The sequence below is a fragment of the Streptomyces sp. NBC_00490 genome (genome assembly GCF_036013645.1).
GTDB lineage: Bacteria > Actinomycetota > Actinomycetes > Streptomycetales > Streptomycetaceae > Streptomyces > Streptomyces canus_F.
In genome coordinates this window covers 7377768-7401403 of the sequence record NZ_CP107869.1, presented here as the reverse complement: position 1 = coordinate 7401403, position 23636 = coordinate 7377768, and the positions used below count along the sequence as shown (strand labels likewise).

18 protein-coding genes are annotated in these 23636 nt (G+C 71.0%); 6 read left to right on the top strand and 12 right to left on the bottom strand.

Going from position 1 to position 23636, the window contains the following annotated elements; translation table 11 throughout:
- Positions 1-76 precede the first annotated feature (76 nt).
- The 5 genes from OG381_RS33865 to OG381_RS33845 all read left to right on the top strand — a co-directional run bounded on the left by OG381_RS33865 (position 77) and on the right by OG381_RS33845 (position 6054).
- Positions 77-1246 (top strand): citrate synthase, encoded by a 1170-nt coding sequence (locus OG381_RS33865; protein ID WP_327719790.1) that lies wholly within the window; start codon positions 77-79, stop codon positions 1244-1246.
- Between the two features lie 99 nt (positions 1247-1345).
- Positions 1346-2599, top strand: coding sequence for a citrate synthase (locus OG381_RS33860; RefSeq protein ID WP_327719789.1), 1254 nt, complete (start codon positions 1346-1348; stop codon positions 2597-2599).
- A gap of 57 nt (positions 2600-2656) precedes the next feature.
- On the top strand, positions 2657-3601 hold the full coding sequence (locus OG381_RS33855; RefSeq protein WP_327719788.1) for a sucrase ferredoxin: 945 nt from the start codon (positions 2657-2659) through the stop codon (positions 3599-3601).
- 111 nt (positions 3602-3712) lie between these two features.
- The gene (locus tag OG381_RS33850) at positions 3713-5374 is read left to right on the top strand and encodes a sensor histidine kinase (protein ID WP_327719787.1); all 1662 of its coding nucleotides are present in this window, start codon (positions 3713-3715) and stop codon (positions 5372-5374) included.
- Positions 5374-6054, top strand: a complete 681-nt coding sequence (locus OG381_RS33845) for a response regulator (protein ID WP_046257064.1) — start codon at positions 5374-5376, stop codon at positions 6052-6054. The genes OG381_RS33850 and OG381_RS33845 overlap by 1 nt, the downstream gene beginning before the upstream one ends.
- 81 nt (positions 6055-6135) lie before the next feature.
- On the opposite strand, the gene OG381_RS33840 is transcribed toward OG381_RS33845, so the two are convergent.
- From OG381_RS33840 to OG381_RS33815, 6 genes are all read right to left on the bottom strand, one after another.
- The gene (locus tag OG381_RS33840; protein WP_327719786.1) at positions 6136-7728 is read right to left on the bottom strand and encodes a solute symporter family protein; all 1593 of its coding nucleotides are present in this window, start codon (positions 7726-7728) and stop codon (positions 6136-6138) included.
- A complete protein-coding gene (locus OG381_RS33835; protein WP_327719785.1) occupies positions 7725-8285 on the bottom strand; it encodes a DUF485 domain-containing protein in 561 nt (186 codons plus the stop codon). The genes OG381_RS33840 and OG381_RS33835 overlap by 4 nt, the downstream gene beginning before the upstream one ends.
- Before the next feature lie 69 nt (positions 8286-8354).
- A complete protein-coding gene (locus OG381_RS33830; RefSeq protein ID WP_327719784.1) occupies positions 8355-9038 on the bottom strand; it encodes a response regulator transcription factor in 684 nt (227 codons plus the stop codon).
- Entirely contained in the window at positions 9035-10186 is a 1152-nt protein-coding gene (locus tag OG381_RS33825) for a sensor histidine kinase (RefSeq protein ID WP_327719783.1), read from the bottom strand. The genes OG381_RS33830 and OG381_RS33825 overlap by 4 nt, the downstream gene beginning before the upstream one ends.
- The gene (locus OG381_RS33820) at positions 10183-10707 is read right to left on the bottom strand and encodes a DUF1453 domain-containing protein (RefSeq protein ID WP_327719781.1); all 525 of its coding nucleotides are present in this window, start codon (positions 10705-10707) and stop codon (positions 10183-10185) included. Before OG381_RS33820 ends, OG381_RS33825 begins: the two co-directional genes overlap by 4 nt.
- Positions 10708-11164: 457 nt before the next feature.
- On the bottom strand, positions 11165-13285 hold the full coding sequence (locus OG381_RS33815) for a DNA gyrase/topoisomerase IV subunit B (RefSeq protein ID WP_327719780.1): 2121 nt from the start codon (positions 13283-13285) through the stop codon (positions 11165-11167).
- A gap of 441 nt (positions 13286-13726) precedes the next feature.
- Between OG381_RS33815 and OG381_RS33810 the strand changes: the two genes are divergently transcribed.
- Entirely contained in the window at positions 13727-13957 is a 231-nt protein-coding gene (locus OG381_RS33810) for a DUF7455 domain-containing protein (protein WP_046257057.1), read from the top strand.
- A gap of 111 nt (positions 13958-14068) precedes the next feature.
- On the opposite strand, the gene OG381_RS33805 is transcribed toward OG381_RS33810, so the two are convergent.
- From OG381_RS33805 to OG381_RS33780, 6 genes are all read right to left on the bottom strand, one after another.
- On the bottom strand, positions 14069-14926 hold the full coding sequence (locus OG381_RS33805) for a S1 family peptidase (protein WP_327719779.1): 858 nt from the start codon (positions 14924-14926) through the stop codon (positions 14069-14071).
- 130 nt (positions 14927-15056) lie between these two features.
- Positions 15057-16592 (bottom strand): RNA polymerase sigma factor, encoded by a 1536-nt coding sequence (locus OG381_RS33800; RefSeq protein ID WP_327719778.1) that lies wholly within the window; start codon positions 16590-16592, stop codon positions 15057-15059.
- A 418-nt stretch (positions 16593-17010) separates the two neighbouring features.
- Positions 17011-17895 (bottom strand): FadR/GntR family transcriptional regulator, encoded by an 885-nt coding sequence (locus OG381_RS33795; RefSeq protein ID WP_307025012.1) that lies wholly within the window; start codon positions 17893-17895, stop codon positions 17011-17013.
- Between the two features lie 162 nt (positions 17896-18057).
- The gene (locus tag OG381_RS33790) at positions 18058-20277 is read right to left on the bottom strand and encodes an ATP-binding cassette domain-containing protein (protein ID WP_327719777.1); all 2220 of its coding nucleotides are present in this window, start codon (positions 20275-20277) and stop codon (positions 18058-18060) included.
- A gap of 173 nt (positions 20278-20450) precedes the next feature.
- Positions 20451-21209, bottom strand: a complete 759-nt coding sequence (locus OG381_RS33785) for an NUDIX hydrolase (RefSeq protein ID WP_327719776.1) — start codon at positions 21207-21209, stop codon at positions 20451-20453.
- A 128-nt stretch (positions 21210-21337) separates the two neighbouring features.
- Entirely contained in the window at positions 21338-23254 is a 1917-nt protein-coding gene (locus tag OG381_RS33780; RefSeq protein ID WP_443062058.1) for a glycogen debranching N-terminal domain-containing protein, read from the bottom strand.
- Between the last annotated feature and the right edge of the window lie 382 nt (positions 23255-23636).

Sequence of the window (23636 nt, the reverse complement as noted above, 5' to 3'; positions counted from 1 at the left end):
TCCGTATATTGATTCAATCAATATTGACAGAGAATCAGTCAAGCATGGACAGTCGAATCAAGTTCAAGGAGGGAACATGCCGATCAACCAGACCGCGTCCGCCACCGTCAACGTGCCGCGAGGCCTCGCGGGTGTCGTCGTCACCGACACCGCACTCGGGGACGTCAGAGGGCTGGAGGGCTTCTATCACTATCGCCAGTACTCGGCAGTCGACCTCGCGCGGACCCGCGGCTTCGAGGACGTCTGGTACTTGATGGTCCACGGCGGCGACCTGCCGGACGCTGCGCAACTGTCCGCGTTCACGGCGCAGACAGCGGAACTCCGCCGCCTGCCCGAGGACGTGCGCGCCGTACTGCCCGCCCTCGCCGCGGCGAGCGGCGCATCCGGCCCGCTCGCCGGTCTACGGACCGCACTGTCCCTGTTCGGGGCCTCCAAGGGGTTCCGGCCGGTGTACGACATCGACACCGACCAGCGGCGCGCGGACACCATCGCGGCCGCGGCGGCCGTACCCACGCTGCTGACGGCGCTGTACCGGCTCGGGCAGGGCCTCGAACCGGTGGAACCGCGGGCGGATCTGCCGTACGCCGCGAACTACCTCTACATGCTGACCGGTTCGGAACCGGACGCGGACCGGGCGAGGGCGATCGAGCAGTACTTGATCTCGACCATTGACCATGGATTCAACGCATCAACGTTCACGGCGAGAGTGATCGCATCGACCGGGGCGGACGTGGCGGCCGCCCTGGCCGGCGCGGTGGGGGCACTCTCCGGCCCCCTCCACGGCGGCGCTCCGAGCCGCGCGCTGGACACGCTGGACGCGATCGGCAGCCGGGACCGTATCGACCCGTGGATCCGGCAACACGTCCTTGCCGGGGACCGCATCATGGGCTTCGGCCACCCTGTCTACCGCACCGAGGATCCCCGTTCCCGCATGCTGCGTGGCATCGCGGAACAGTTCGGCGGCCCGCTGGTCGACTTCGCGACCGAGGTCGAACAGCGCGTGGAGGCGATCCTGGCGGAGCTCAAGCCCGGCCGCGAACTCCACACCAACGTCGAGTTCTACGCGGGCGTGGTCATGGAACTGTGCGGCCTGCCGCGGCAGATGTTCACCCCGACGTTCGCGGCGGCGCGCGTGGTCGGCTGGGGAGCGAACATCCTGGAACAGGCAGAGGACTCGAAGATCATCCGTCCGGCGGCGCGGTACGTGGGGCCTGAAGCGCCGGTGGCGGTACCGACGATGGCCTGACATGTCTCCCCCTGGAATGGATTCGACTGTGCATGGATGACTCACCCGTCGTCACTATTGACTGAATCAACATTCACTCAGCGCCGATACGGTGACCTCATGAGCGATCACGAACCCGTTCCCGACCTCGAGGGACGGCGGCTGACCACCAAGGAGGCCGCCGAGCTGCTCGGCGTGAAGCCCGAGACCGTCTACGCCTATGTGAGCCGCGGTCAGCTCGGCAGCCGACGGGTGTCCGGCGGCCGCGGCAGCACCTTCGACGCCAAGGAGGTGCAGGCGCTCGCCCGGCGCAACAGGCGGGACAGCGGCGGGAGTCCGGGCTCCGGCGGCGAGCTGTCCGTGCGGACCCGCATCACGCTCATCGACACGGACCGGTACTACTTCCGGGGCGTCGACGCGACCGAACTGGCCGCGCGCCATTCCTACGAGGAGATCGCCGAGTGGCTGTGGACGGGGCGGATGCTTCCCGGCACGACGTTCACGGCCCCCGACACCTCCGTCTCCGTCGCCCGACGCGCCGTCGACGCGCTGCCCGAACACACCTCGCCCACCGACCGGTTGCGGGTCGCGGCGATCGCCGCCGCGACCGCGGACCCGCTGCGCTTCGACCTGTCCGAGAGCGCCGTACTGGGCACCGCGCGCATCCTCATCCCCACCCTCGTCGCCGCCCTGCCACCGGTGCGGATCGGTCACCGCGACGAGGGCTCGCTGGCCGAGCGCCTGTGGGCGCGGCTCAGCGCGCGCAAGCCCGACGAGGCGTCCCTGCGTGCCCTGGACACCGCTCTGGGCCTGCTCGTCGACCACGACCTGGCCGCCTCCACCCTCGCCGTGCGGGTCGCCGCCTCGGCCCGCGCACACGCCTACGCGGCCGTCTCCGCCGGGCTCGGCGTGCTCGAGGGCCCGCTGCACGGCGCGGCCAGCGGGCTCGCCCACCGCCTGCTGCTGGACGTGCTCGACCGCGGCGACGCGGGCCCCGTGATCGCGGACGAGCTGCGGGCCGGACGCCGCATCCCGGGACTGGGCCACCGGCTCTACCCGGGCGAGGACCCACGCGCGCGTGCCCTGTTCGGCCTCCTGGAGGAGATCCCTCGCGCGGCACCCGCCCTCGCCGCGGCCCGCGACGTGGTGGCCACCACCGCCCGCCACACCCCGCTGCACGCCAACGTGGACCTCGCCCTCGCCGTGCTCACCGCCTCCTCCGGGATGCCCGCCACGGCAGGCGAGACAATCTTCGCTGTCGCCCGTACGGCGGGCTGGATCGCCCACACCCTGGAGGAGTACGGGGAGCGCCCGCTGCGCATGCGGCCGAGCGGTCTCTACGTGGGCACCAAGCCGCCTCAAGCGCTGCCGTAGCGGGACACCGGCACCGCCGGAAGTCGCCCCGAGCCAAGTCAGGTTAGGCTCACCTCTGTGAGTACGTGTGCATCCGTCTCCCGCGACCTCGACGAGCCCATTTCCGGGACCGCGGCGACCGCGAAGACCTGGCTGCTCCTCGAACAGCCCGGTCCGTGGGGCGCGCATGCGCTCACCTCGAGCCATCTGGACCCCGCCCTGGGCCGAGCCCTGGAACGGGCGGCGAAGGGCACGGGCGTGCGGATCGCGCTCATCCGCCGCCCCGGGCGGCACGCGGACTGCGGCACACCGTCCGTACGCCGGGTGTACGCGTCCCACACGGCTCCCGGCAACGTCTGGCTGCACAGCGCCGAGGTCCACGACCCGCGGCGCCTGCTCGATCTCGACTTCGCCGCGCTGGGCGCCGGTGACCACGACAGCTTCGGCTCGGCGCTCGACGGGCGGCCCCACACAGGTGACCCGCTCGCGCTCGTCTGCACCAACGGCAAGCGCGACCGCTGCTGCGCACTCCTCGGCCGGCCCCTGGCCGCCGAGCTGTCCGCCTCCGGGGTCGACGGGGTCTGGGAGGTCACCCATCTGGGTGGACATCGCTTCTCGCCGACGCTGCTCGTCCTGCCGTACGGCTACGCGTACGGCCGGGTAGGGGCCCATGCCGTCAAGGAGATCCTGCACAGCGTCCAGGACGGACGGATCGTCGTGGAGGGCTGCCGCGGAGGCTCGGCCTGGGAGCGGCCCGGCCAGGCGGCGGAGCTGGCGGTGCGCGCGGCGGCGGGCGAGTACACGGCGGACGCGCTGACCGTCGTACGGATGGACGGCGCGGCTCCCCGCTGGGAGGTGACCGTCGCGCATGTCGACGGGCGCCACTGGCGGGTCGCCGTGGCCCAGAGCGCGTCCCTGCCGCCCCGCGCGGAGAGCTGCGGGACGTCGGTGCTGGGCTCGCCCGCGCGGATGGACGTGGTGGCGGTGCGCGAGCTGGCACCGTCGACAGCGCTGGCGAGCTGACCTGGGCGTACGACTCCGTGCGATGAGGGTCGTACGGCCTTCATGTGTTGATCAAGAGATCCACGCCACACCCCTACAGCAGCTCGTACCCGTCCGCGTACCGTCATGGGTATGAGCCCCACTCCCCCCGCACGACGCCTCCGCCTCGGTCTGCCGCGGCGGATGTTCTCGCAGCTGCTGCTGATGCAGCTCGCGATCGCCGCCGGGGTCACGGTGCTCGCGACCGGGCTCTTCCTCGCGCCGCTGAGCGACCAGCTGGACGACCAGGCGATGCGCCGGGCCCTCGCGATCGCACAGACGACCGCCGAGCAGCCGCAGATCGCGAAGGACCTGCAGAGCACCTCGCCCTCGGTCGACGGCCCGGTGCAGGTGGAGGCCGAGCGGATCCGGAGGGCCACCCAGGCCGAGTACGTCGTGATCATGAACACGAGGGGCGTGCGCTGGTCGCACACCGACCCGCGGCAGATCGGCGGGATCGTCTCCACCGACCCCGCGCGGGCGCTGGCCGGCGAGCAGGTCATGGAGATCGACGACGGCACCCTGGGCCGCTCGGCCCGCGGCAAGGTGCCGTTGCGCGACAGCGACGGCGACATCATCGGCGCGGTCTCGGTGGGCATCGCGTACGACAGCGTGCGGGCCCGGCTGATCCACGCGATCCCGGGGCTGCTCGCCTACGCGGGCGGTGCCCTGGCCGTCGGCGCGCTCGCCGCCTGGCTCATCTCCCGGCGGGTCCAGCGGCAGACCCGTGACCTGGCCTTCTCCGACATCTCGGCGCTGCTCGCGGAGCGCGAGGCGATGCTGCACGGCATCAGGGAGGGCGTCGTCGCGCTGGATCGCGGCGGCCGCATCCGCCTCCTCAACGACGAGGCGCGGCGTCTGCTGGGCATCGGCGACGAGGCCGTCGGCCGCTCCCTGGACGAGGCGCTCGGCGAGGGCCGTACGACCGACGTACTGGCCGGCCGGGTGACCGGCACCGACCTGCTCACGGTGCGTGGCCAGCGGGTCCTGATCGCCAACCGCATGCCCACCGACGACGGCGGCGCCGTCGCCACCCTGCGCGACCGCACCGAGCTGGAGCAGCTGGGCCGGGAGCTCGACTCGACGCGTGGTCTCATCGACGCCCTGCGGGCCCAGGACCACGAGCACGCCAATCGGATGCACACGGTCCTCGGGCTGCTCGAACTGGAGATGTACGACGACGCCGTGGAGTTCGTCGGAGAGGTGGTCGGCGACCATCGCGCCACCGCGGAGCAGGTCACGGAGAAGATCAGGGACCCGCTGCTCGCGGCCCTGCTGGTCGGCAAGGCGACCGTCGCGGCGGAGCGCGCGGTCGCGCTGTGGATCTCGGACCGGACCTGGCTTCCCGATCGGCTGATCGATCCCCGGGGCATCGTCACGGTCGTCGGCAACCTGGTGGACAACGCGCTGGACGCCGTCGCGGGCACACCGCACGCGCGCGTGGAGGTCGAGTTGCGCGCCGAGGGACGTACGGCCGTTCTCAGGGTGCGTGACACGGGGCCCGGGATCCCCGCGGAACAGCGTGAACTGGTCTTCACCGAAGGCTGGTCCACGAAGAAGCCGCCGGCCCACGGCAAGCGCGGCATCGGGCTCTCCCTGGTGCGCAGGCTGGCCGAACGCCAGGGCGGCAGCGCGACCGTGACCGAGGCCGACGGCGGGGGCGCGGAGTTCACCGTCGTCCTGCCGGAGGCCCTGGCGGGCCCCGGCCTGGAACCGGCGCTCACCGTACCCGCAGTCGTCGAGGAGGAGTCGTGATGATCGAGGTCCTTGTCGTGGACGACGACACGCGTGTCGCGCGGGTCAACGCCGCCTATGTCGAGAAGGTGCCGGGCTTCCATGTGGCGGGCGAGGCGCACAGCGCGGCGGAGGCGCTGCGCCAGGTGGAGCTGCTGCCCCGGCTCGACCTGGTCCTCATGGACCACTACCTGCCCGACGAGACGGGTCTGTCGGTCGTCCAGGAGATGCGCCGCCGCGGCCACCAGACCGACGTGATCATGGTGACGGCGGCCCGCGACATCACCACCGTGCAGGCGGCGATGCGGCAAGGTGCGCTGCAGTACCTGGTCAAGCCGTTCGCCTTCGCGGGCCTGCGCGCCAAGCTGGAGGCGTACGCGGAGCTGCGCCGCACCCTCGACGGCGGCGGCGAGGCGGAGCAGGCCGAGGTGGACCGCATCTTCGGTGCCCTGTCCGCACCCTCGGAGCCGGACCTGCCCAAAGGCCACTCCCCCACGACCGCGGAGCTCGTACGCCAGTCCCTGATGAACGCCGAAGGCCCCCTGTCGGCCCAGGAGATCGCCGAACGGACCGGAGTGAGCCGCCAGACCGCTCAGCGCTATCTGAAGCTCCTGGAACGCACAGGACGTGCCCGCCTCACCCTGAAATACGGCGACGCGGGCCGCCCGGAACACCGTTACGTGTGGGCGACCCGCGCCTGAGAGGGCACGGCCCGTGGGGGCGGGGGAAGGGAACCGTGCCCTCCCCTCTTACGGATGGCACCCCGTCCTCGTCTCGACGGCCTAGGCGGCTCCCGCCCCCGTGAGCGACCGCACCTCGGTCTCCGCGTGCTTGGCCTCGTCCGCCACCTCCGCGGAGGTGACCGTGCCGAGCCACCCGGCGAGGAAGCCCAGCGGGATCGAGACGAGGCCGGGGTTCTGCAACGGGAAGTACTGGAAGTCGACACCCGGGAACAGGGACGCGGGGCTTCCCGACACCACCGGCGACAGCAGCACGAGGACGACGGCCGGAATCAGCCCGCCGTACACCGCCCACACCGCGCCCCGGGTGGTGAAGCCGCGCCAGAACAGCGAGTAGAGCAGCACCGGCAGGTTGGCCGACGCGGCGACCGCGAAGGCGAGACCCACCAGGAAGGCGACGTTGAGGTCGCGGGCCAGGAGGCCGAGCCCGATCGCCACCACGCCGATACCGACGGCGGCGAGGCGCGCCACGGCGACCTCGCTGCGGGGCTTCGCGTTCCGTCGCCGCAGCGACGCGTACAAATCGTGGGCCACCGACGCGGAGGAGGCGAGGGTGATGCCGGCGACGACCGCGAGGATCGTGGCGAAGGCGATGGCGGCGACGATCGCGAACAGAACCGTTCCGCCTGTGGAGTTCTCGCCTCCGCCCAGGTCGAGGGCCAACAGGGGCACGGCCGTGTTCCCGGCCGCGTTGGACCCGCGCACCGCTTCCGGGCCCACGATCGCGGCCGCCCCGAAACCGAGGACGATCGTCATCAGATAGAAGCCGCCGATGAGCCCGATCGACCAGACCACCGAACGGCGTGCCGCCCGCGCCGTGGGCACGGTGTAGAAACGCGAGAGGATGTGCGGCAGCCCCGCCGTCCCCAGCACCAGCGCCAGTCCGAGGCTCATGAAGTCGAAGCGCGCGGTCCAGTCCTCACCGTACTTGAGCCCGGGCGCCAGGAACTTCTCGCCGTGCCCGCTGCGTTCGGCCGCGGTGAGCAGCAGCTGGTCGAAATTTCCGTGGAAGCGCACCAGAACGAGCACGGTCAGGACGATCGTGCCGCTGAGGAGCAGGACCGCCTTCACGATCTGGATCCATGTGGTGGCCCGCATCCCTCCCAGCGACACATAGATCACCATGAGCGCGCCCACCCCGATGACCGTCCAGGTCTGCGCCGCCTCACTGGTACCGCCGAGCAGCAGCGCGACCAGGCTCCCCGCGCCCACCATCTGAGCCACCAGATACAGAACGGACACCGTGACCGAGGACGTTCCCGCCGCAATCCGCACCGGCCGCTCACGCATCCGCGCCGCCACCACGTCTGCCAGCGTGAACCGCCCGCAGTTGCGCACCAGTTCGGCGACCAGGAACAGCACCACCAGCCACGCCACGAGAAAGCCCACCGAGTACAGCATCCCGTCGTACCCGAAGAGCGCGATGAGCCCGGAGATGCCCAGGAACGATGCCGCCGACATGTAGTCACCCGCGATGGCAAAACCATTCTCCATCGGCGAGAAGAGGCGACCCCCCGCGTAGAACTCCTCCGCCGAACCGTGCCGGTTGCGGCTCACCCACGTCGTGATCGCCAGCGTGACCGCGACGAACGCGCTGAACAGCAGTAACGCCAGTGTCTGATGGTTGCCCGTCACGAAGCACCGCCCCGGATGCCCCGCGTCAGCTCCTGGGTGTCCCACCGCAGCTCCAGCGCCGCCCGATCCCTGCGCAACCGCGCGTGCCGTGCGTACGCCCACGTGAACAGGAAGGTGGTGAGGAACTGCCCCAGTCCGGCGACCATCGCCACGTTCACCGCACCCGCCACCGGCCGTGCCATCAACCCGGGCGCGGTCGTCGCGGTCACGACGTACCCCACGTACCAGCCGAAGAACACGACGCACGCCGGCACGACGAACCTCCGGTACCGGCCGCGCACCTCCTGGAAGGCCGCACTGCGCTGCACCTGGAGGTACACGTCCGCAGCCGCCGCCTCCTCCCGCTGCGCCCGCCCGGCCTGAGCAACGGGCAACGGCACCGGCGCACCGGCACCGCCCAACTCACCCCAGCCGGAGGCGAGCGCGTCGTACCAGGGGTCCTCGTACCTCACGGCTTCGGGCGCCTCGGCGAGTGCCGGGTCGTGACCGCCGTGGTGTTCGGCCGCACTTTCGGGACCACCCCCGACGCCGCGGGGACGACCGTTGCTTGACTGCATGCCCAAGGATGGACAGAACGGGAAGATCCCCGACTCTTCTTCCCCTCGGGCTTCACCCCATCAGGTGACTCAACCCGCCGGAGGCCGCACAAGTCCCTTCGCGTACGCGTAACGCACCGCCTGCGCCCGGTCCTTGAGCCCCGTCTTGGCGAACAGGTTGTTGATGTGCGTCTTCACGGTCGCGGTGGAGACATGCAGCCTTCTGGCGATCTCCTGGTTGCTGAGCCCATCGGCGATCAGCACCAGCACCTCGGTCTCCCGTCCCGTGAGCCCGTCCGGCGCCTCCACCGGCTCGGCCGACTGCTGCTCGGGGTCCGACAACCGCTCCAGCAACCGCCGCTGGATGCTCGGCGACAACCCGGCGTCCCCGGACAGCACACTGTGCACCGCCCTGACGATCTCGTCCCCACCCGCGTCCTTCGTCAGATAACCGCGCGCCCCGGCTCGCAGCGCCGGGAACAGCGACTCGTCGTCCGCGTACGTGGTGAGCACCACCACCTGGGTGCCAGGGTGCTCGGTCCGGATCCGCCGGGTCGCCTCCACGCCGTCGCAGCGGGGCATGCGCAGGTCCATCAGCACCACGTCCGGGGCGAGTTCGGCCACGAGCCGCACCGCCTCGTCCCCGTCGCCCGCCGCGCCGACGACCTCGACACCGGGCAGCAACCCGAGCAGCATCACGATGCCCTCCCGGACGACGGTCTGGTCGTCAGCGACCACCACCCGCGCGGTCCTGCCCTGGACCTCCTGCGTCATACGGGCACCTTCAGCGTCACCACGAACCCCTCCTCGTCCGGCCCGGCCTCCAGCGACCCGCCGAGCAGCTCGGCACGCTCCCGCATGCCCAGCAGACCGTACCCGGCCCCCGCAGCGGTGAGTTCGCCCGGCGATCCCCCCGAGTCCCGTACGCCCAGGGTCACTTGGTGTTCGCCGTAGTCCAGTCTCAGCCGCACCTTGGCGCCCGGAGCGTGCTTGCGGACATTGGTCAGCGCCTCCTGGGCCACCCTGCGGACAGCCTGCGAGGCTTCGGCCGGCAGTCCCCTGCGCTCACCCGTAATGGTGACCTCGGCATCGGCGGTCGTCTCCACCAGCTGGGCCAGGAAGTCCTCCAACGGCGTGAGATCACCGCGCAGCGCCGAGAGAGCCTGCCGGGTCTCGGCGAGCCCGTCCCGCGCCATCCCCCGTGCCGCCACGACCCGCTCGAGGATCTGCTCCCGGTCGGCGCCCCGCTCGATCAGGAGCCGCGCGGCCTCCAGGTGCACGAGCTGCGCCGAGAGGCTGTGCGCCAGCACGTCATGGATCTCCCGTGCGATGCGGGCCCGCTCCGCGAGGGCCGCCGACTCCGCCTCCGCCTCCCGCGCGGCCCGCTCCTGCGCCAGCAGCCGCTGGGCGTTGCCACGGGCTTCGGCGTCGAGGCGCAGGGTGTAGCCGGCGAGCGCCAGCCCGGCCGCCGTCACCGCGGTCGTCAGCCACGCGTCGTCGTTCATCACGGCGAAGGCTCCGAGGGAGACCGCCGTCACGGGCAGCGCGGCGGCGAGGGGGAGCCGCTCCAGGGCGCTGATGGCACAGCCGCACCAGATGACGAGAGCCACCGTGGTGAAGTCGGCGGCCTGCCCCACGACCGCGATCCCCACGAGCACGGCGATGAGCGCCATCGACGGCAGGAGCCGGTGCGCGAGCGTGGCGCGCCAGAACGCCCAGGCGACGAAGGCGGTCAGCAGCACTCCCGCGACGGCCCCGGCCACGCCCCACCCATGGACGTGCGTGCTGTCGTAGGCACCCCACAGCAGCATGCCGATCACCAACAGCCGCACGACCCAGCCGATCAGCCGCCGGGACCGCGCGGCGCCGTCACGGCCCAGCGCCTCCCGCGAAGGCCAGCGTGTCCAGGCGTTCTCCGTCACACACGCTCCTTCCGTGCGGGCCGGGGCATGCCGTCACCGTACGCCGCGCCCTGTGCGGGAGCCGTGTGCGGGGACCCGGCCCTCAGGGCGAGGATCCCGGAGCGGACGAGCAGTGTGGCTGCCAGGGCGAGGAGCAGGGCGGACGACTCCTGGTGGACACCCAGGGCGGCACCGAGGGCGTAGAGGCCGGCGCGGAGGGCTATGCCGACGAACCAGACCATGCCGCTCGCCTTGGTGCTCCTGCTCCACACGGCTCCGTCCGGCTCCGTCCATATGCGGGTGGTCCAGGCCCAGGCGGCTCCGGTGGCCAGACCGATGAGCAGCTCGGCGCTGAGCAGGACGACCGACGCCGTGTGGTGTCGGGCATCGACGATGCCGGGCTCGCGCAGCGCCACGACGCCCAGGACGACGGGCAGCAGCCACCAGCGCCGTCCCGCGTCGATCCGCTGCGCGCGGAACTGGCGCGCGATCACCAGGGCGACCACGGCCACGATCAGAAACGCGTCGACCAGCCCGGACATCGGAGCCTCCGTGAGCGAAGAAGGGCCGTGCCGACAGCGAGTGCTGCCGACGCCTTCGAAGCTACGGAAATTCGCAGGTCAGGAGATCGGAGCAGGGGTGGATCGTGGGTGGATCCGCGAGTGCGGCGGCGTCCACCCACGGGTGGAGAGACGCTGCCGCCAGTCGGTCGTGGGCGGGGCGGCCCTACGCCGGCCGACACCGACCGGTCTCACCGCGTCGCGCCCCGCCGGGAGCGTTCGTGCGCCTCGAGGTGAACCGGAGGCGCGCCTCAGACGCACCCCGGGCCGAGCCCGGCGACTTCACCGGCCCGAGACGACCGGCGACCACTCCCGGCGCAGCCGCGCTCACCGGACCGGCCCACCAAGCCCGGCCCCGCCAAGCCCGGCCCCGCCAAGCCCGGCCGGGCCCCACTCCGGCATCGCCGGTCCGGGTTCCCGGCCCAAGCCCAGCGCGGCGTTACGCGTCGATGCGCGACCGGTCCAGCGTCGCCGCCGAGTTGGAGATGAACTCCTTGCGCGGCGCCACATCGTTGCCCATCAGGAGGTCGAAGACCTGCTCGGCGGCCTCCAGGTCGGAGAAGGTGATGCGTCGCAGCGTGCGGTGGCGGGGGTCCATGGTCGTCTCGGCCAGCTGGTCGGCGTCCATCTCACCGAGGCCCTTGTACCGCTGGATGGAGTCCTTGTACCGGACGCCCTTCGTCTGGAACTCCATGAGCTTGTCGCGCAGCTCTCGGTCCGAGTACGTGTAGACGTACTTGTCCTGCCCCTTCTTCGGCTGGACGAGCTCGACGCGATGCAGCGGCGGCACCGCCGCGAACACCCGGCCGGCCTCGATCATCGGCCGCATGTAGCGCTGGAACAGCGTCAGCAGCAGGGTCCGGATGTGGGAGCCGTCCACATCGGCGTCGGTCATCATGATGATCTTGCCGTAGCGGGCCGCGTCGATGTCGAAGGTCCGGCCCGACCCCGCCCCTATGACCTGGATGATCGCGCCGCACTCGGCGTTCTTGAGCATGTCGGTCACGGACGACTTCTGGACGTTGAGGATCTTGCCGCGGATCGGCAGCAGCGCCTGGAACTCCGAGTTCCGGGCCAGCTTCGCCGTACCGAGCGCGGAGTCGCCCTCGACGATGAACAGCTCGCTGCGGTCGACGTCGTCACTGCGGCAGTCGGCGAGCTTGGCGGGCAGCGACGAGGACTCCAGGGCCGTCTTCCGGCGCTGCGCGTCCTTGTGCTGGCGGGCCGCGATACGCGTGCGTGCGGCAGCGACCGCCTTCTCCATGACGACCCGGGCCTGCGCCGCCGCGTCCCGCTTCGTGGACGTCAGGAACGCCTTGAGCTCCTTGGCGATCACGGTGTTCACGATGCGGCGGGCCGCCGAGGTACCGAGGACCTCCTTCGTCTGCCCCTCGAACTGCGGTTCGGCCAGTCGCACCGTCACCACCGCCGTGAGGCCCTCCAGGGCGTCGTCCTTGACGATGTCGTCCTCGGCGACACGGAGCAGTTTCTTGGCGCGCAGCACCTCGTTCATGGTGCCGGCCACGGCGGTCTCGAAGCCCGCGACGTGGGTGCCGCCCTTGGGGGTCGCGATGATGTTGACGAACGACTTCAGGGTCGTGTCGTAGCCCGTGCCCCAGCGCATGGCGACATCGACGTCGAGCTCCCGGGTGACCTGGGTGGGCGTCATCTGTCCATGCTCGTCCAGGACCGGCACCGTCTCCTTGAAGGTGCCCTGGCCGGAGAAACGGAGGACGTCGCAGACCGCCTTGTCGGTGGCGAGGTACTCGCAGAACTCGCTGATGCCGCCGTCGAAGCGGAAGGACTCCTCTCCCTTGCTGCCGCCCTCGCCGAGACCGAACTCGTCACGGACGACGATGGTCAGCCCCGGCACCAGGAACGCGGTCTGACGGGCGCGCTGGTGGAGGTTCTCCAAGGACAGCTTGGCGTCCTTGAGGAAGATCTGCCGGTCGGCCCAGTAGCGCACGCGCGTGCCGGTACGGGTCTTGGGGACCCGCTTGGTCTTGCGCAGGCCGCCCGTCTCGAACTTGGCGTCGGGACCGATCGCGGCGAAGGAGCCGGGGACGCCGCGTCGGAAGCTGATCGCGTGCGTGTTGCCGGCGCGGTCCACCTCGACGTCCAGCCGGGCGGACAGGGCGTTCACCACGGAGGCACCGACGCCGTGCAGGCCGCCGGAGGCCGCGTACGACCCTCCGCCGAACTTGCCGCCGGCGTGCAGCTTCGTCATGACGACCTCGACGCCGGACAGGCCGGTCTTGGGCTCGACATCGACCGGGATGCCCCGGCCGTTGTCCCGGACCTCCACCGAGGCGTCATCGTGCAGGATGACCTCGATGTGGTCGCAGTAGCCCCCGAGGGCCTCGTCCACGGAGTTGTCGATGATCTCCCAGAGGCAGTGCATCAGGCCTCGACTGTCGGTCGAGCCGATGTACATACCCGGGCGCTTGCGCACGGCCTCGAGCCCCTCGAGGACGAGGAGGTGCCGCGCGGTGTAGTTGGAACCGTCCCGGTCTGCTCCTGCCAGCAGCGCTGTGGACGGCACGGACGTCTCGGCGGTCACGCGGTTCGCTCCTCGCTGAATTTCAGATGTGGCCCTTGTGGGTAAGGGCGCGGCTTCGGTCGCCGCCAAGAGGGTACCGAGGCCTGGTAGAGCCGTTGTAACGCCACCCTCGTCCCAAACTCACGATAGTCCAGGGTCGCATAGGTGTTCGATCCCTCGATTGAGTGAAGTACATATCACGTTCCCTTCGAGGCATGAACCATTTAGGCTCCGGGCACGTCCTCATGAACAACCGGCAACCCAGCCGGGAGGATGGACCTTGACAGCAAGAGCGAACCCGTAAGACACATAGACACGCAATACGGCACATTCGCCGCCAACCGGCAGCAGACAGCCGGACTCGAAGATTTTTTTCGAGGAGAGACCCAGAGCGGGAACGTTTTGGGGCTGGTTGGATGTTGACCCTGGTACGACAGCTCGTCGAGCTAGAGAAGAGGCGACGTGACTACTGTTCTGACCCCCGCGAGCCCGTTGACGGCCGCCGATCGCTGCGACCGCTGCGGCGCCCAGGCATACCTGCGCGTCGTCCTGCTCAGTGGCGGTGAACTGCTCTTCTGCGCCCACCATGGCCGCAAGTTCGAGCCGGAACTCAAGAAGATCGCCGCTGAGATACAGGACGAGACGGAGCGGCTGACGACCGTTCCGGCATCCTCCAACGAAGAAGAGCGCTGACACCTCGCGTCCACGACGAGCCAGCGTCGGCACAGGCCGGCACACGGGCGGCCGCCCCTGGAAGCAGGGGCGGCCGCCCGCGCCGTATCCGGCAATGACCCTCAGGCGCCGTCAGGGGGCCGCGTGCGGCCCTCGCAGGCCCCTGCCCCACCCCAGCGTCCGTACGACGTCGGACACGCGCGTATAGACGCCTGGGCTGCCCGGGCGACCGCAGCCGCTCCCCCAGGACACGAGCCCTACCAACTTCCCCTGGGCGACCAGCGGCCCGCCGCTGTCCCCCTGACAGGCGTCGACACCGCCTTCCGCCTCCCCGGCGCACAGCATCGGGCCGGAGGCATAGGTGCCGTCGTCGCCGCCCGGGTAGGCCCGCTCACAGAGAGCGTCGGCCAGCACATGCACGCGTGCCGCCCGCAGACTGCGCGCGTAGTCGCCACCCCCCGTGGCGTCACCCCAGCCGTAGACGACGGCAGCCGTCCCCGGCTCGTAAGCCGCGTCACCGGCGGACGCCATCGTGACGACGGAACTGCCCGCCAGGGGCTCGGCGAGTCTGAGGACCGCGAAGTCTCCGGCGTTGGTGCTCGTGTCGTATCCGGGATTCACCCAGGTGTCGCTGACGGGGATCTCCTGCCCCTGGTCCGAGAGCAGGTCCGTGCGGCCCGCGATGACCTTGAGATCGCGCACCCGGTTCGGAGGCGCCCCCAGCACATCCGCACCCATACAGTGCGCGGCGGTGAGCACGACGGTCCGGCTCACGGCGACACCGCCGCAGAACTGTCCCGCGCGAGTACCTCCGAAGCGGTCACGGCTGGAGAGGGCCACGGTCCACGGCCCTTCGGAGATGTCGACGGGAAACCCGCCGACGACGACGCTGTCGGCGGCCACGGGGGCGGCGGACACCAGCGGTATGACACCCGCCACGGCCGCCAGCATCAGCGACCCGTTCAGTGTCCGGGCAAAGGGACGGCGCATGCACGCTCCTCACTCAGGGGTGGTCATGGGACACCCAGAGTGATCCACGTCGGCGCGACGCGCACCCGCTCAGCACGAAGGCCCGGCTCCCACCAGGAGAACCGGGCCTTCGACGTCGTACGACCGCGACCTAGTCGAGGTAGTCGCGCAGCACCTGCGAACGCGACGGGTGGCGCAGCTTCGACATGGTCTTGGACTCGATCTGGCGGATGCGCTCACGCGTCACGCCGTACACCTTGCCGATCTCGTCGAGGGTCTTCGGCTGACCGTCGGTGAGACCGAAGCGCATCGAGACCACACCGGCCTCGCGCTCGGACAGGGTGTCCAGCACCGAGTGCAGCTGCTCCTGCAGCAGGGTGAAGCTGACCGCGTCGGCCGGGACAACGGCCTCGGAGTCCTCGATGAGGTCACCGAACTCGCTGTCGCCGTCCTCGCCGAGCGGGGTGTGCAGCGAAATGGGCTCGCGGCCGTACTTCTGGACCTCGATGACCTTCTCGGGGGTCATGTCGAGTTCCTTGGCCAGCTCCTCCGGGGTGGGCTCGCGGCCCAGGTCCTGGAGCATCTGGCGCTGCACGCGCGCGAGCTTGTTGATGACCTCGACCATGTGCACCGGGATACGGATGGTGCGGGCCTGGTCGGCCATGGCGCGGGTGATCGCCTGACGGATCCACCATGTGGCGTACGTGGAGAACTTGTAGCCCTTGGTGTAGTCGAACTTCTCGACCGCGCGGATCAGACCGAGGTTGCCCTCCTGGATCAGGTCCAGGAAGAGCATGCCGCGACCGGTGTAGCGCTTGGCCAGGGAGACCACCAGACGGAGGTTGGCCTCCAGAAGGTGGTTCTTGGCGCGGCGGCCGTCCTCGGCGATGATCTCCAGCTCACGCTTGAGCTTCGGAGCCAGCTTGTCGGCGTTGGACAGCTTGTCCTCGGCGAACAGACCGGCCTCGATGCGCTTGGCGAGTTCGACCTCCTGCTCCGCGTTGAGCAGCGGGACCTTGCCGATCTGCTTGAGGTAGTCCTTGACGGGGTCGGCGGTGGCACCGGCCACGGCGACCTGCTGAGCAGGCGCGTCGTCCTCGTCGTCGTCGGAGAGGACGAAGCCCTTGGTCTCGCCGCCCTCCTCTTCCTCTTCGCCGGGCTTGATCTCCTCGAGGACCTCGTCCTCGGCGCCCTCGGCGTCGTCCTTGCCGGCGGCCGTCTTCTTCGCCGCCGTCTTCTTGGCGACGGTCTTCTTCGCGACCGCCTTCTTGGCGGTCGTCGTCTTCTTGGCGGCGGCCTTCTTCACGGGCGCCTCGTCCTCGACGGACGCCTCGGCGGCGGGGGCAGCCGGGGTGGCGGTGGCGGTGGCCTTCTTCGTGGTCACCGTCTTCGCAGCGACCGTCTTGGTGGCGGTGCGCTTGGCCGGACTCTTCGCTGCGACGCTCTTTCGGGTGCGCTTGGGCTCCGCGGCACTGACCATCAGCGTCACACCCTCTTCCTCGAGGATCTGGTTGAGGCTGCGCAGTACGTTCTTCCACTGAGTGGCCGGAATCTGGTCAGCTTCGAAGGCCCGACGCACGTCATCGCCGGCGATCTGCCCCTCAGCCTTTCCCCGCTCAATGAGAGCCATGACAGAGACGGACTCGGCGATCTCCGGCGGGAGCGTACGGGATGTGCTGGCCGACACGAACAACCTCTCGGAACGTTGGAAAACGGCTTCCGGCCCCGTCCGGGATGGACAGGAACCGACCACCGGCCGTGGGGATGGGCCGACGGTGCGGGCGGGGGCCGGGAAGATGCACAGCGCCTTTGACGGCGTCCGTATTCCCTCCGCGGCTGTCACCTCTTAGGTCATCGCGTTGTTTCCACAAGCGTTACGCCCAATCTGCGTGGCCCGAGTCACACCCCGTAAGCGTTCAAAAACGGTCAGACATAGACAGAGGTGGTCACCAGCGAGCCCTTCAGAGGAAAAACTGCCCTGTCACACCATCGGACCCCGCAGGATTCCGAAGGATCCTGCGGGGTCCGACGGGGGGACGGTTCACCGGCCGAACGATGCCCAGGAGGGGGAGGCACCCTCCGGCCGTACCGCCCGCGGTGCGTGGTCAGTGCTCGCGCGGCGCCGGCACCACGCGCTCGACCTCGGGATGAATGGTGAGCAGTTGCCGTACGGCCGCCTCGGCCGCCGTCCCGTCGCCCGTGGCGAGGCCGTCGACGATCCTGCCGTGCTGCACCAGCGACGCCTCATTGGGCCGCTCACATCCCGTGAGCGGACCGCCGGAGACCTGAAGGGCCGCCGAGACGATTCCCGAGAGGTGCTCCAGCATGCGGTTGCCCGCGACCTGGATGAGCAAGGAGTGGAACTCGGCGTCCGCGCGGGAGAAGGTGAGCGCGTCACCCTGCGCCATGGCATGGCCCATGATCTCGACCATGTCGGAGAGCCGCTGCTGGACATCGTCGCGTCCATGCCCGGCGGCGAGGCGCGCGGCGAGCGGTTCGATGGTCCAGCGCAGCTCGCTCAGCTCGCGGCGCTGGTCGTCACGCTGCGGCCCGAAGGCCCGCCACTCGATGATGTCCGGGTCGAGCAGGTTCCAGTCGCTGACGGGACGCACGCGCGTGCCGACGTTCGGACGGGCACTGACCAGGCCCTTGGCCTCCAGGACACGGAGGGACTCACGGACGACGGTGCGGGAGACCTCGAAACGCTGGCCGATCTCCTCGGGCACCAGCGGGCGGTCGGCGCCCAGGTCGCCAGAGACGATCATCTGGCCCAGCTGCTGGACGAGTTGGCCGTGCAGCCCGCGTCCACGGCTGCCCGCGGAGCGTCGGCCCACGCGCCCCAGCTCGGGATCCGCGGCGTCCCAGGCGGACATCCCACGGTCGGCGGCGGGCGCCTCGGCATAGGGGTAGCGGTCAAGTCCGCCCGGGCCGGCGAGGCCGGAGTCTGCGGAGCGGGCGGCGGTCATCATGGTGTGCGCAAGGGTACTCACGGATCATTTGTCGGCGCTGGCCTCAACTGCCTTGAGGTCTTTGGTGAAAAGCACACGAAAGGGTGATCGCTCACCCCGTCGCAATTGACGCCTTATCGGAAAGAAATGGGCTTTCCACGGGGAGTTGTGCGCAGAGCAGGACCGGACGGGCACGGGCGGTCGTCATCGGACCCTGCTTCGCAGGGTCGTGAGCACATATGCGCAGAGCAGGGCCATCAACGACAACGCCAGCGCACCACCCACAGGTTGGGCGATCATGCGCGCCGCGGCGAAAAGATAGCGCTCTCCACCGAAAGGCCACTGCAGAAAGAGCCCCTCGCGCAGCCGCAGTGGAAACCCGGCCGCCGTCCGCACAGCCGGTCCCTCCAAGACCTTTTGTACGAGGGGTACGACCAGGACGGGTACCGCGACCACCGCCGCCAGCCCGGCCGTGGTGGAGCGGAAGATCCCGGCGGCCAGCACACCGGCCCAGGCGCATCCGATCACGAGCCCGAACCAACTCGCGCTCAGCGGCAGCCAGTCGGCGGGAACTCGCGCGAGCTCTCGTCCGTAGAGGAGATAGAGCACTTCGGCGTCGCAGCCCACCGTGAGAAAGGCCAGCAGCAGCGCGGTGACAGCGGAGACGACGAGTTTGGCCGCGAGCAGCCCCAGTCGGCGGGGCACGGTGCCGCGGTCCGCCGCCAGTGCGGGGTGGCGGAACTCGTCGCCGAAGGCGAACGCCCCGAGCAGCCCCGCGCCCAGAGCAGCAGGCGGCAACGGCAGCTCCTGCGGCCATGCGGCCAGCAGGCGGTGCTGCGGGGTATGACCGACACGGGCGAGGAGTGCGGCGGTCAGGGCGGAGACCACGAGTACGGCAGCCCCGGTGAGGAACCCGGTCCCGACACCGGTGGCCCGGCGCAACTCGTACCGCAGCGGGCGGAGCGGGCTGGGAGCGGGGCGGACGGAGATGGGGGGCGGGAGTTCGGAGAGGGCGGTGAGGGTGGTGACTCCGGCAGCGGGTCGGGGTCGCGTGGGGCGCTGAGGCGACACGCCCTTGGCCGGTTGGGGTGCGGCACCGGCGGAGGGTTGCCGGGTGGTCGCGCTGTCGGCCGAGGTATGCGCGGAGGTCGCTGGTTGGGCACTGACGTCGGCTTCGCCTGCACTGCCGGCTTCGTGGGCCTCTGAGTGATCGGACTCGGCGACGAGCTGTGTCTCGCCGACCTCCCCCTGGTCGGCGTGACCGTCCTCTGCGAGCGGCGACGGCACCTCCCGCGATCCACCCGGATCGAGGTGGCCTTCGTGAGCGACAGTCGACGACTGCCGGTCGACTCCGTCCAGGGCCTCGGGACGGAAGGCGGCCGCGTCCGGTCGCGGCTCGTCGGCAGACAGCTTCGGCTGTGCTTCCGCTGTTCCGGGCGCAGTGGTCGGTGCCGGACCGTGTGCGGCGGTGTCGGGTTCCCGGACCGCGTCGAGCCGGTGCCCGTTCCGGGTGGCCTGCGGTGCGTCCGAGGGGGCCTCTCCCGCTCCGGGACCCATGTCGCCGATCTCGTCCGCGAGTTGGTGTACGAGGATGCCGTGACGGTACGCGGTCTCGCCCACGTCGGCGCAGGTGCTGCCGTACACGGAGAGACGGCTGCCGCCCTCGCGCACGACCTCGACGGAGCGCTGTGCCGTGCGGGCCTCCTTGGTCAGCAGGGTCGCGAGACGGGCGGCGTGCGGGGTCCGGACGGCGACCCGGGGGCGCAGTCGGGTGCGGGAGAAGTCGGCGGCCTCCTGGTCGGCGACGAGTCGGCCCTCCTCGAGCGTGACGATCCGGTCCGCGGTGCGGGCGGCCTCCTTGGGGTCGGTCGCGGTGATCAGGACCGTGCCGCCCTGGTGCGCGTGGGCGCGCAGCATGCCGTACAGCCAGCGGCTCTCACGGGCGGAGAGCCCGCCGACGGGATCGTCGAGGACGAGTGTGTGCGGGTCGGACAGCAGGGCGCAGGCCAGGCCGAGGCGACGGTCCATTCCGCGCGAGAGGGTCCCGAGGCGTTCCTCGCGCAGGCTGACGAGACCGACGACCTCGAGCACTTCGTCGGCGCGACGCACCGGGACGCCCGCGGCGGCGCACAGCATGCGCAGATGACCGCGGACCGTGCGGGCGGGGTGCCCGGGCACATCGCCGAGGAGCACGCCGACCTCGCGCGACGGATGGGCGATCCGGCGCAGGGGGCGTCCTCTGAAGTAGGTGACCCCGCGGCCTTGTTGGAGTTCGAGCATGAGTCTGAGTGCTGTCGTCTTGCCCGCTCCCGGAGCGCCGAGCAGCGCGGTGACGCGGCCCGCGCGTGCCTCGAAGGAGACGTCGTCGACGGCGGGCGGAAGCTCCTTGCGGGGGTTGCTGGTCAGTCCGAAGGCCTGGATCACCCGTAGCAAGATAGCGCGCTATGTCCGGTTTTGCGGGCACCGCAAGGCTCGCTCCGTGAGCAGAGATTCAGCCCGGCCGGACCCTTGTTCGGTGGCTGCGGGCGAGGTCGGCCGGTCTGGACCGCGGCGGTGGAGTCACATCTCGCGGCGTCAGCAAGGAGATTGAGTGGTCGTCATACTTCGGGGCGCAGCATCGGCGGGTTGAGCAGCGTGGCGCCACCGGCCCGGAAGAGCTGGGCGGGGCGTCCGCCCTGCCGGGTGGTGGTGCCGCCGGTGGGGACGAGGAAGCCCGGCGTACCCGTCACCTTGCGGTGGAAGTTGCGTGGGTCCAGCGCCACTCCCCACACCGCTTCGTAGACGCGGCGCAGCTCTCCGACGGTGAACTCGGTGGGGCAGAACGCCGTCGCCAGCGACGAGTACTCGATCTTGGAACGGGCGCGCTCCACACCGTCGGCCAGGATCTGAGCGTGATCGAAGGCGAGCGGCGCGACCGGTTCGCCGTCCCGCCCGTAACCGCCCCGTTGCAGCAACTCCTCGACCGGCGCCCAGCGGGCGTTGCTGGCATCGCCGCCCGCGCGGGGCGCGGGGAGGTCGGGGGCGAGCGCGAGGTGGGCGACGCTGACCACCCGCATGCGGGGGTCCCGCTTGGGGTCGCCGTACGTCGCGAGCTGCTCCAGGTGGGCGCCGTTGTCCTGCACGGGAGCGGCAGGCTCGTGGGCACGCAGCCCGGTCTCCTCGGCCAGCTCGCGGGCCGCGGCCTGCGACAGATCCTCATCGGCCCGTACGAAACCGCCCGGCAGCGCCCAGCGTCCCTGGAACGGCGGCTCGCCCCTGCGCACCGCCAGCGCGCACAGAGCATGGCGGCGCACGGTCAGCACGACCAGGTCCACGGTGACGGCGAAGGGCGGAAAGGCTGACGGGTCGTAGGGCATGCGGCGATCATAGTCGTCTGCCTGACGATAAACACTCCCTTCGTGGGCCGCATCGATGGCTGGTCCACTGCGGCTCGAGCGGGTTGCACCGTCCTCCCTGCCGTCGTGCGGCGACACGTCGTACGAGGTCACACGCCCAGTTGCAGCCCGTCGGCCGCCTCCTCGACCATGGCGAGGCCCAGCCGCCCGACCCGTACGGAGAACGGGGCACCCGCGATCCGCAGTCCGGTCAGAACGATCTCGCCCAGGGGTGCGCTGCGCATCGGCCGCAGGGTGACGGTCCCCGCGGGGGCGTCGGGGCGGATGCCCGCGAGCGTGGTCAGCAGCAGTACGCCCGCTGCCGCCGCCGTGGCCGCGGGCCGGCACGCCGCCGGATGCGGGACGGGGGCGCTCCCGTCGGTGCGCTGCTCCCCCGCGTACATCTCCGGCAGCCGGTGACCGAAGGCTTCGGCCGCCGCGAGTGTGCCCCGCAGCAGAGAGGCCGCCTCCTTCTCGTAGCCGGCGGCGGCGAGTCCGGCGACGGCTACGGCCGTCTCGTGGGTGCGCACGGCTCCCCCGCGGTGGCCGAACGGGTTGTACCCCGCCTCTTTGGCACCCAGACCGCGCAACCCCCAGCCCGAGTCCATGGCGGGGCCGCCGAGCAGCCGGGCCAGCTGTTCGGTCTGCACCTTGGCGAGCAGCCCGGACGCCAGCTCACCTCCGCCCAGGAGCCCCGTGTCGAGAAGGTGGACGGCTGCGGCGCCCAGGTGTGGCACGAGCCGCCCGTCCGGAGCACGGGCGGCCGCGGGCCGGCCACCGCCCAGGTCGTCGATCCAGAACTCCTCCCGGAACGCGGCCCGCAGTTCCTGGGCCCATTGCCGCAGCCCGGCACCGCCCGGTCTGCCGCAGGCGTCCAGCAGATCGGCGCCGAGCAGTGCGGCTCGATGGGCATGAGCCTGTGTCTCGCAGCGGACCGGTCCGGCGGGCTGGGGATCGCGCAGGTAGGGGGCATCCCCCACCGTGGTCCGCAGCCAGGTCAGGCAACGTTCGGCCGTGGGCAGCAGTTCTTCCGTGTCGGGATCGGAAAGGCCCCAGCGGCGCGCTTCCGCGAGGAGCACGGGGAAGAGCAGCGTGGCTTCCGTGCCGGTGCAGCTCGGCGGGAGATGGGTGCCCGCGTCGCGTCTGGGTCCGGGGATCATGCCGGACTGCTCTCCCGGGCCCCGGAGTTGGGTGCGGGCAAGGGTGCGCAGGGTGCCCGCGGCCAGCCGGGTACCGAGTGGCAGGAGCATTCGGGCGGCGGCAAGCGCCTCGGCCGGGGCCAGGCCACATCGCCAGGGGGCTCCGGCGGCCAGGTGTGTGTCGGTGGGATGTGCGGGGTCCCGCAGGAGCAGCGCCTGGAGGTCCTCGATGCTCGTCCGGAGCAGGTCCCGGACTCGGGGATCGTCGCCCGCTGCCTGTGCGGGGGCGAGAGGACTGGTGGCCGCCCGGCCCACGGCCCGCACGGGCCCCGTACCGTCCGGACGGACCCGCAGTTCCACGCTCGTACTGCCTCCCGGGGGCAGGACGAACTCCCAGCGCAGCAACCCGGCCGAGGCCAGCGCGTCGGCGGGCTGCGGGTCCGCAGTGATCGACGAGTTGCCGACGGGCGAGGACCAGCGCAGACCGGAGTCGTGGACGCTCGCGGGCAGTTCGGGTCCGGGGGTGCCGCTCGCGATCGCCCCCAGGTCGGCCAGGTCCGTCCCGAGGGCCACCTCGACCGGTAGGCGCAGCGGGCGTGGGGCCGCGCTGTACAGGGTGATCCGCTCCGTGCCGTCCGCGTGCCGGACGCGCTCGACGACGACGTCCGGGTCCGGTCCCGTGTGCGCGGAGGTCCGGACGGTTCCCAGGAAACGGGCGCTGTCGGCCGTGGTCATGCGCGACTGGACCGCGACGGGTTCGCGTCCAGCCACTCGGACCTGGCAGCGGGACAGCACGCGTCGACCGGCCCGGTAGAACCCTTCCAGCCCCCGCCCGGTCAACTGCCCCTGTTCCGTGGAGATCACGAGGCCCGGGAGAGCGACGCAGATGAGGGCGGTGTGGGTGGACGGCAGGTCGACGGGGCGGCGGGGTGGCGGAAGGGGGCTGCCACGACCAGGTGAAGCCGGCGGGCGACCTGTCTGGCCGGTGGGCTGAGGTGGTGCCGAGCGGTGGCCCGTGGGAGGCGGAGAGGCGGGCCTTTCGGCGGCCGACGGACCTGAGTTGTGCGGCCGACCTGCCGATCGGGCACGGGGCGAGCCGGACAGAACGGCCGGGTCCTCCTCTCCCCCGCCTGGCGGGCCCGTCGCCCTCCCCCGGCTGGGGCGATCGGCCGGCTCGGCCTCCCACGAGGGGCGTGAGACCGAGGGCGTCGCAGGCCCGGGACGGCCATCAGGGGTCGCCTCCCACGAGGGCACCGAGGCCGGAGGCATC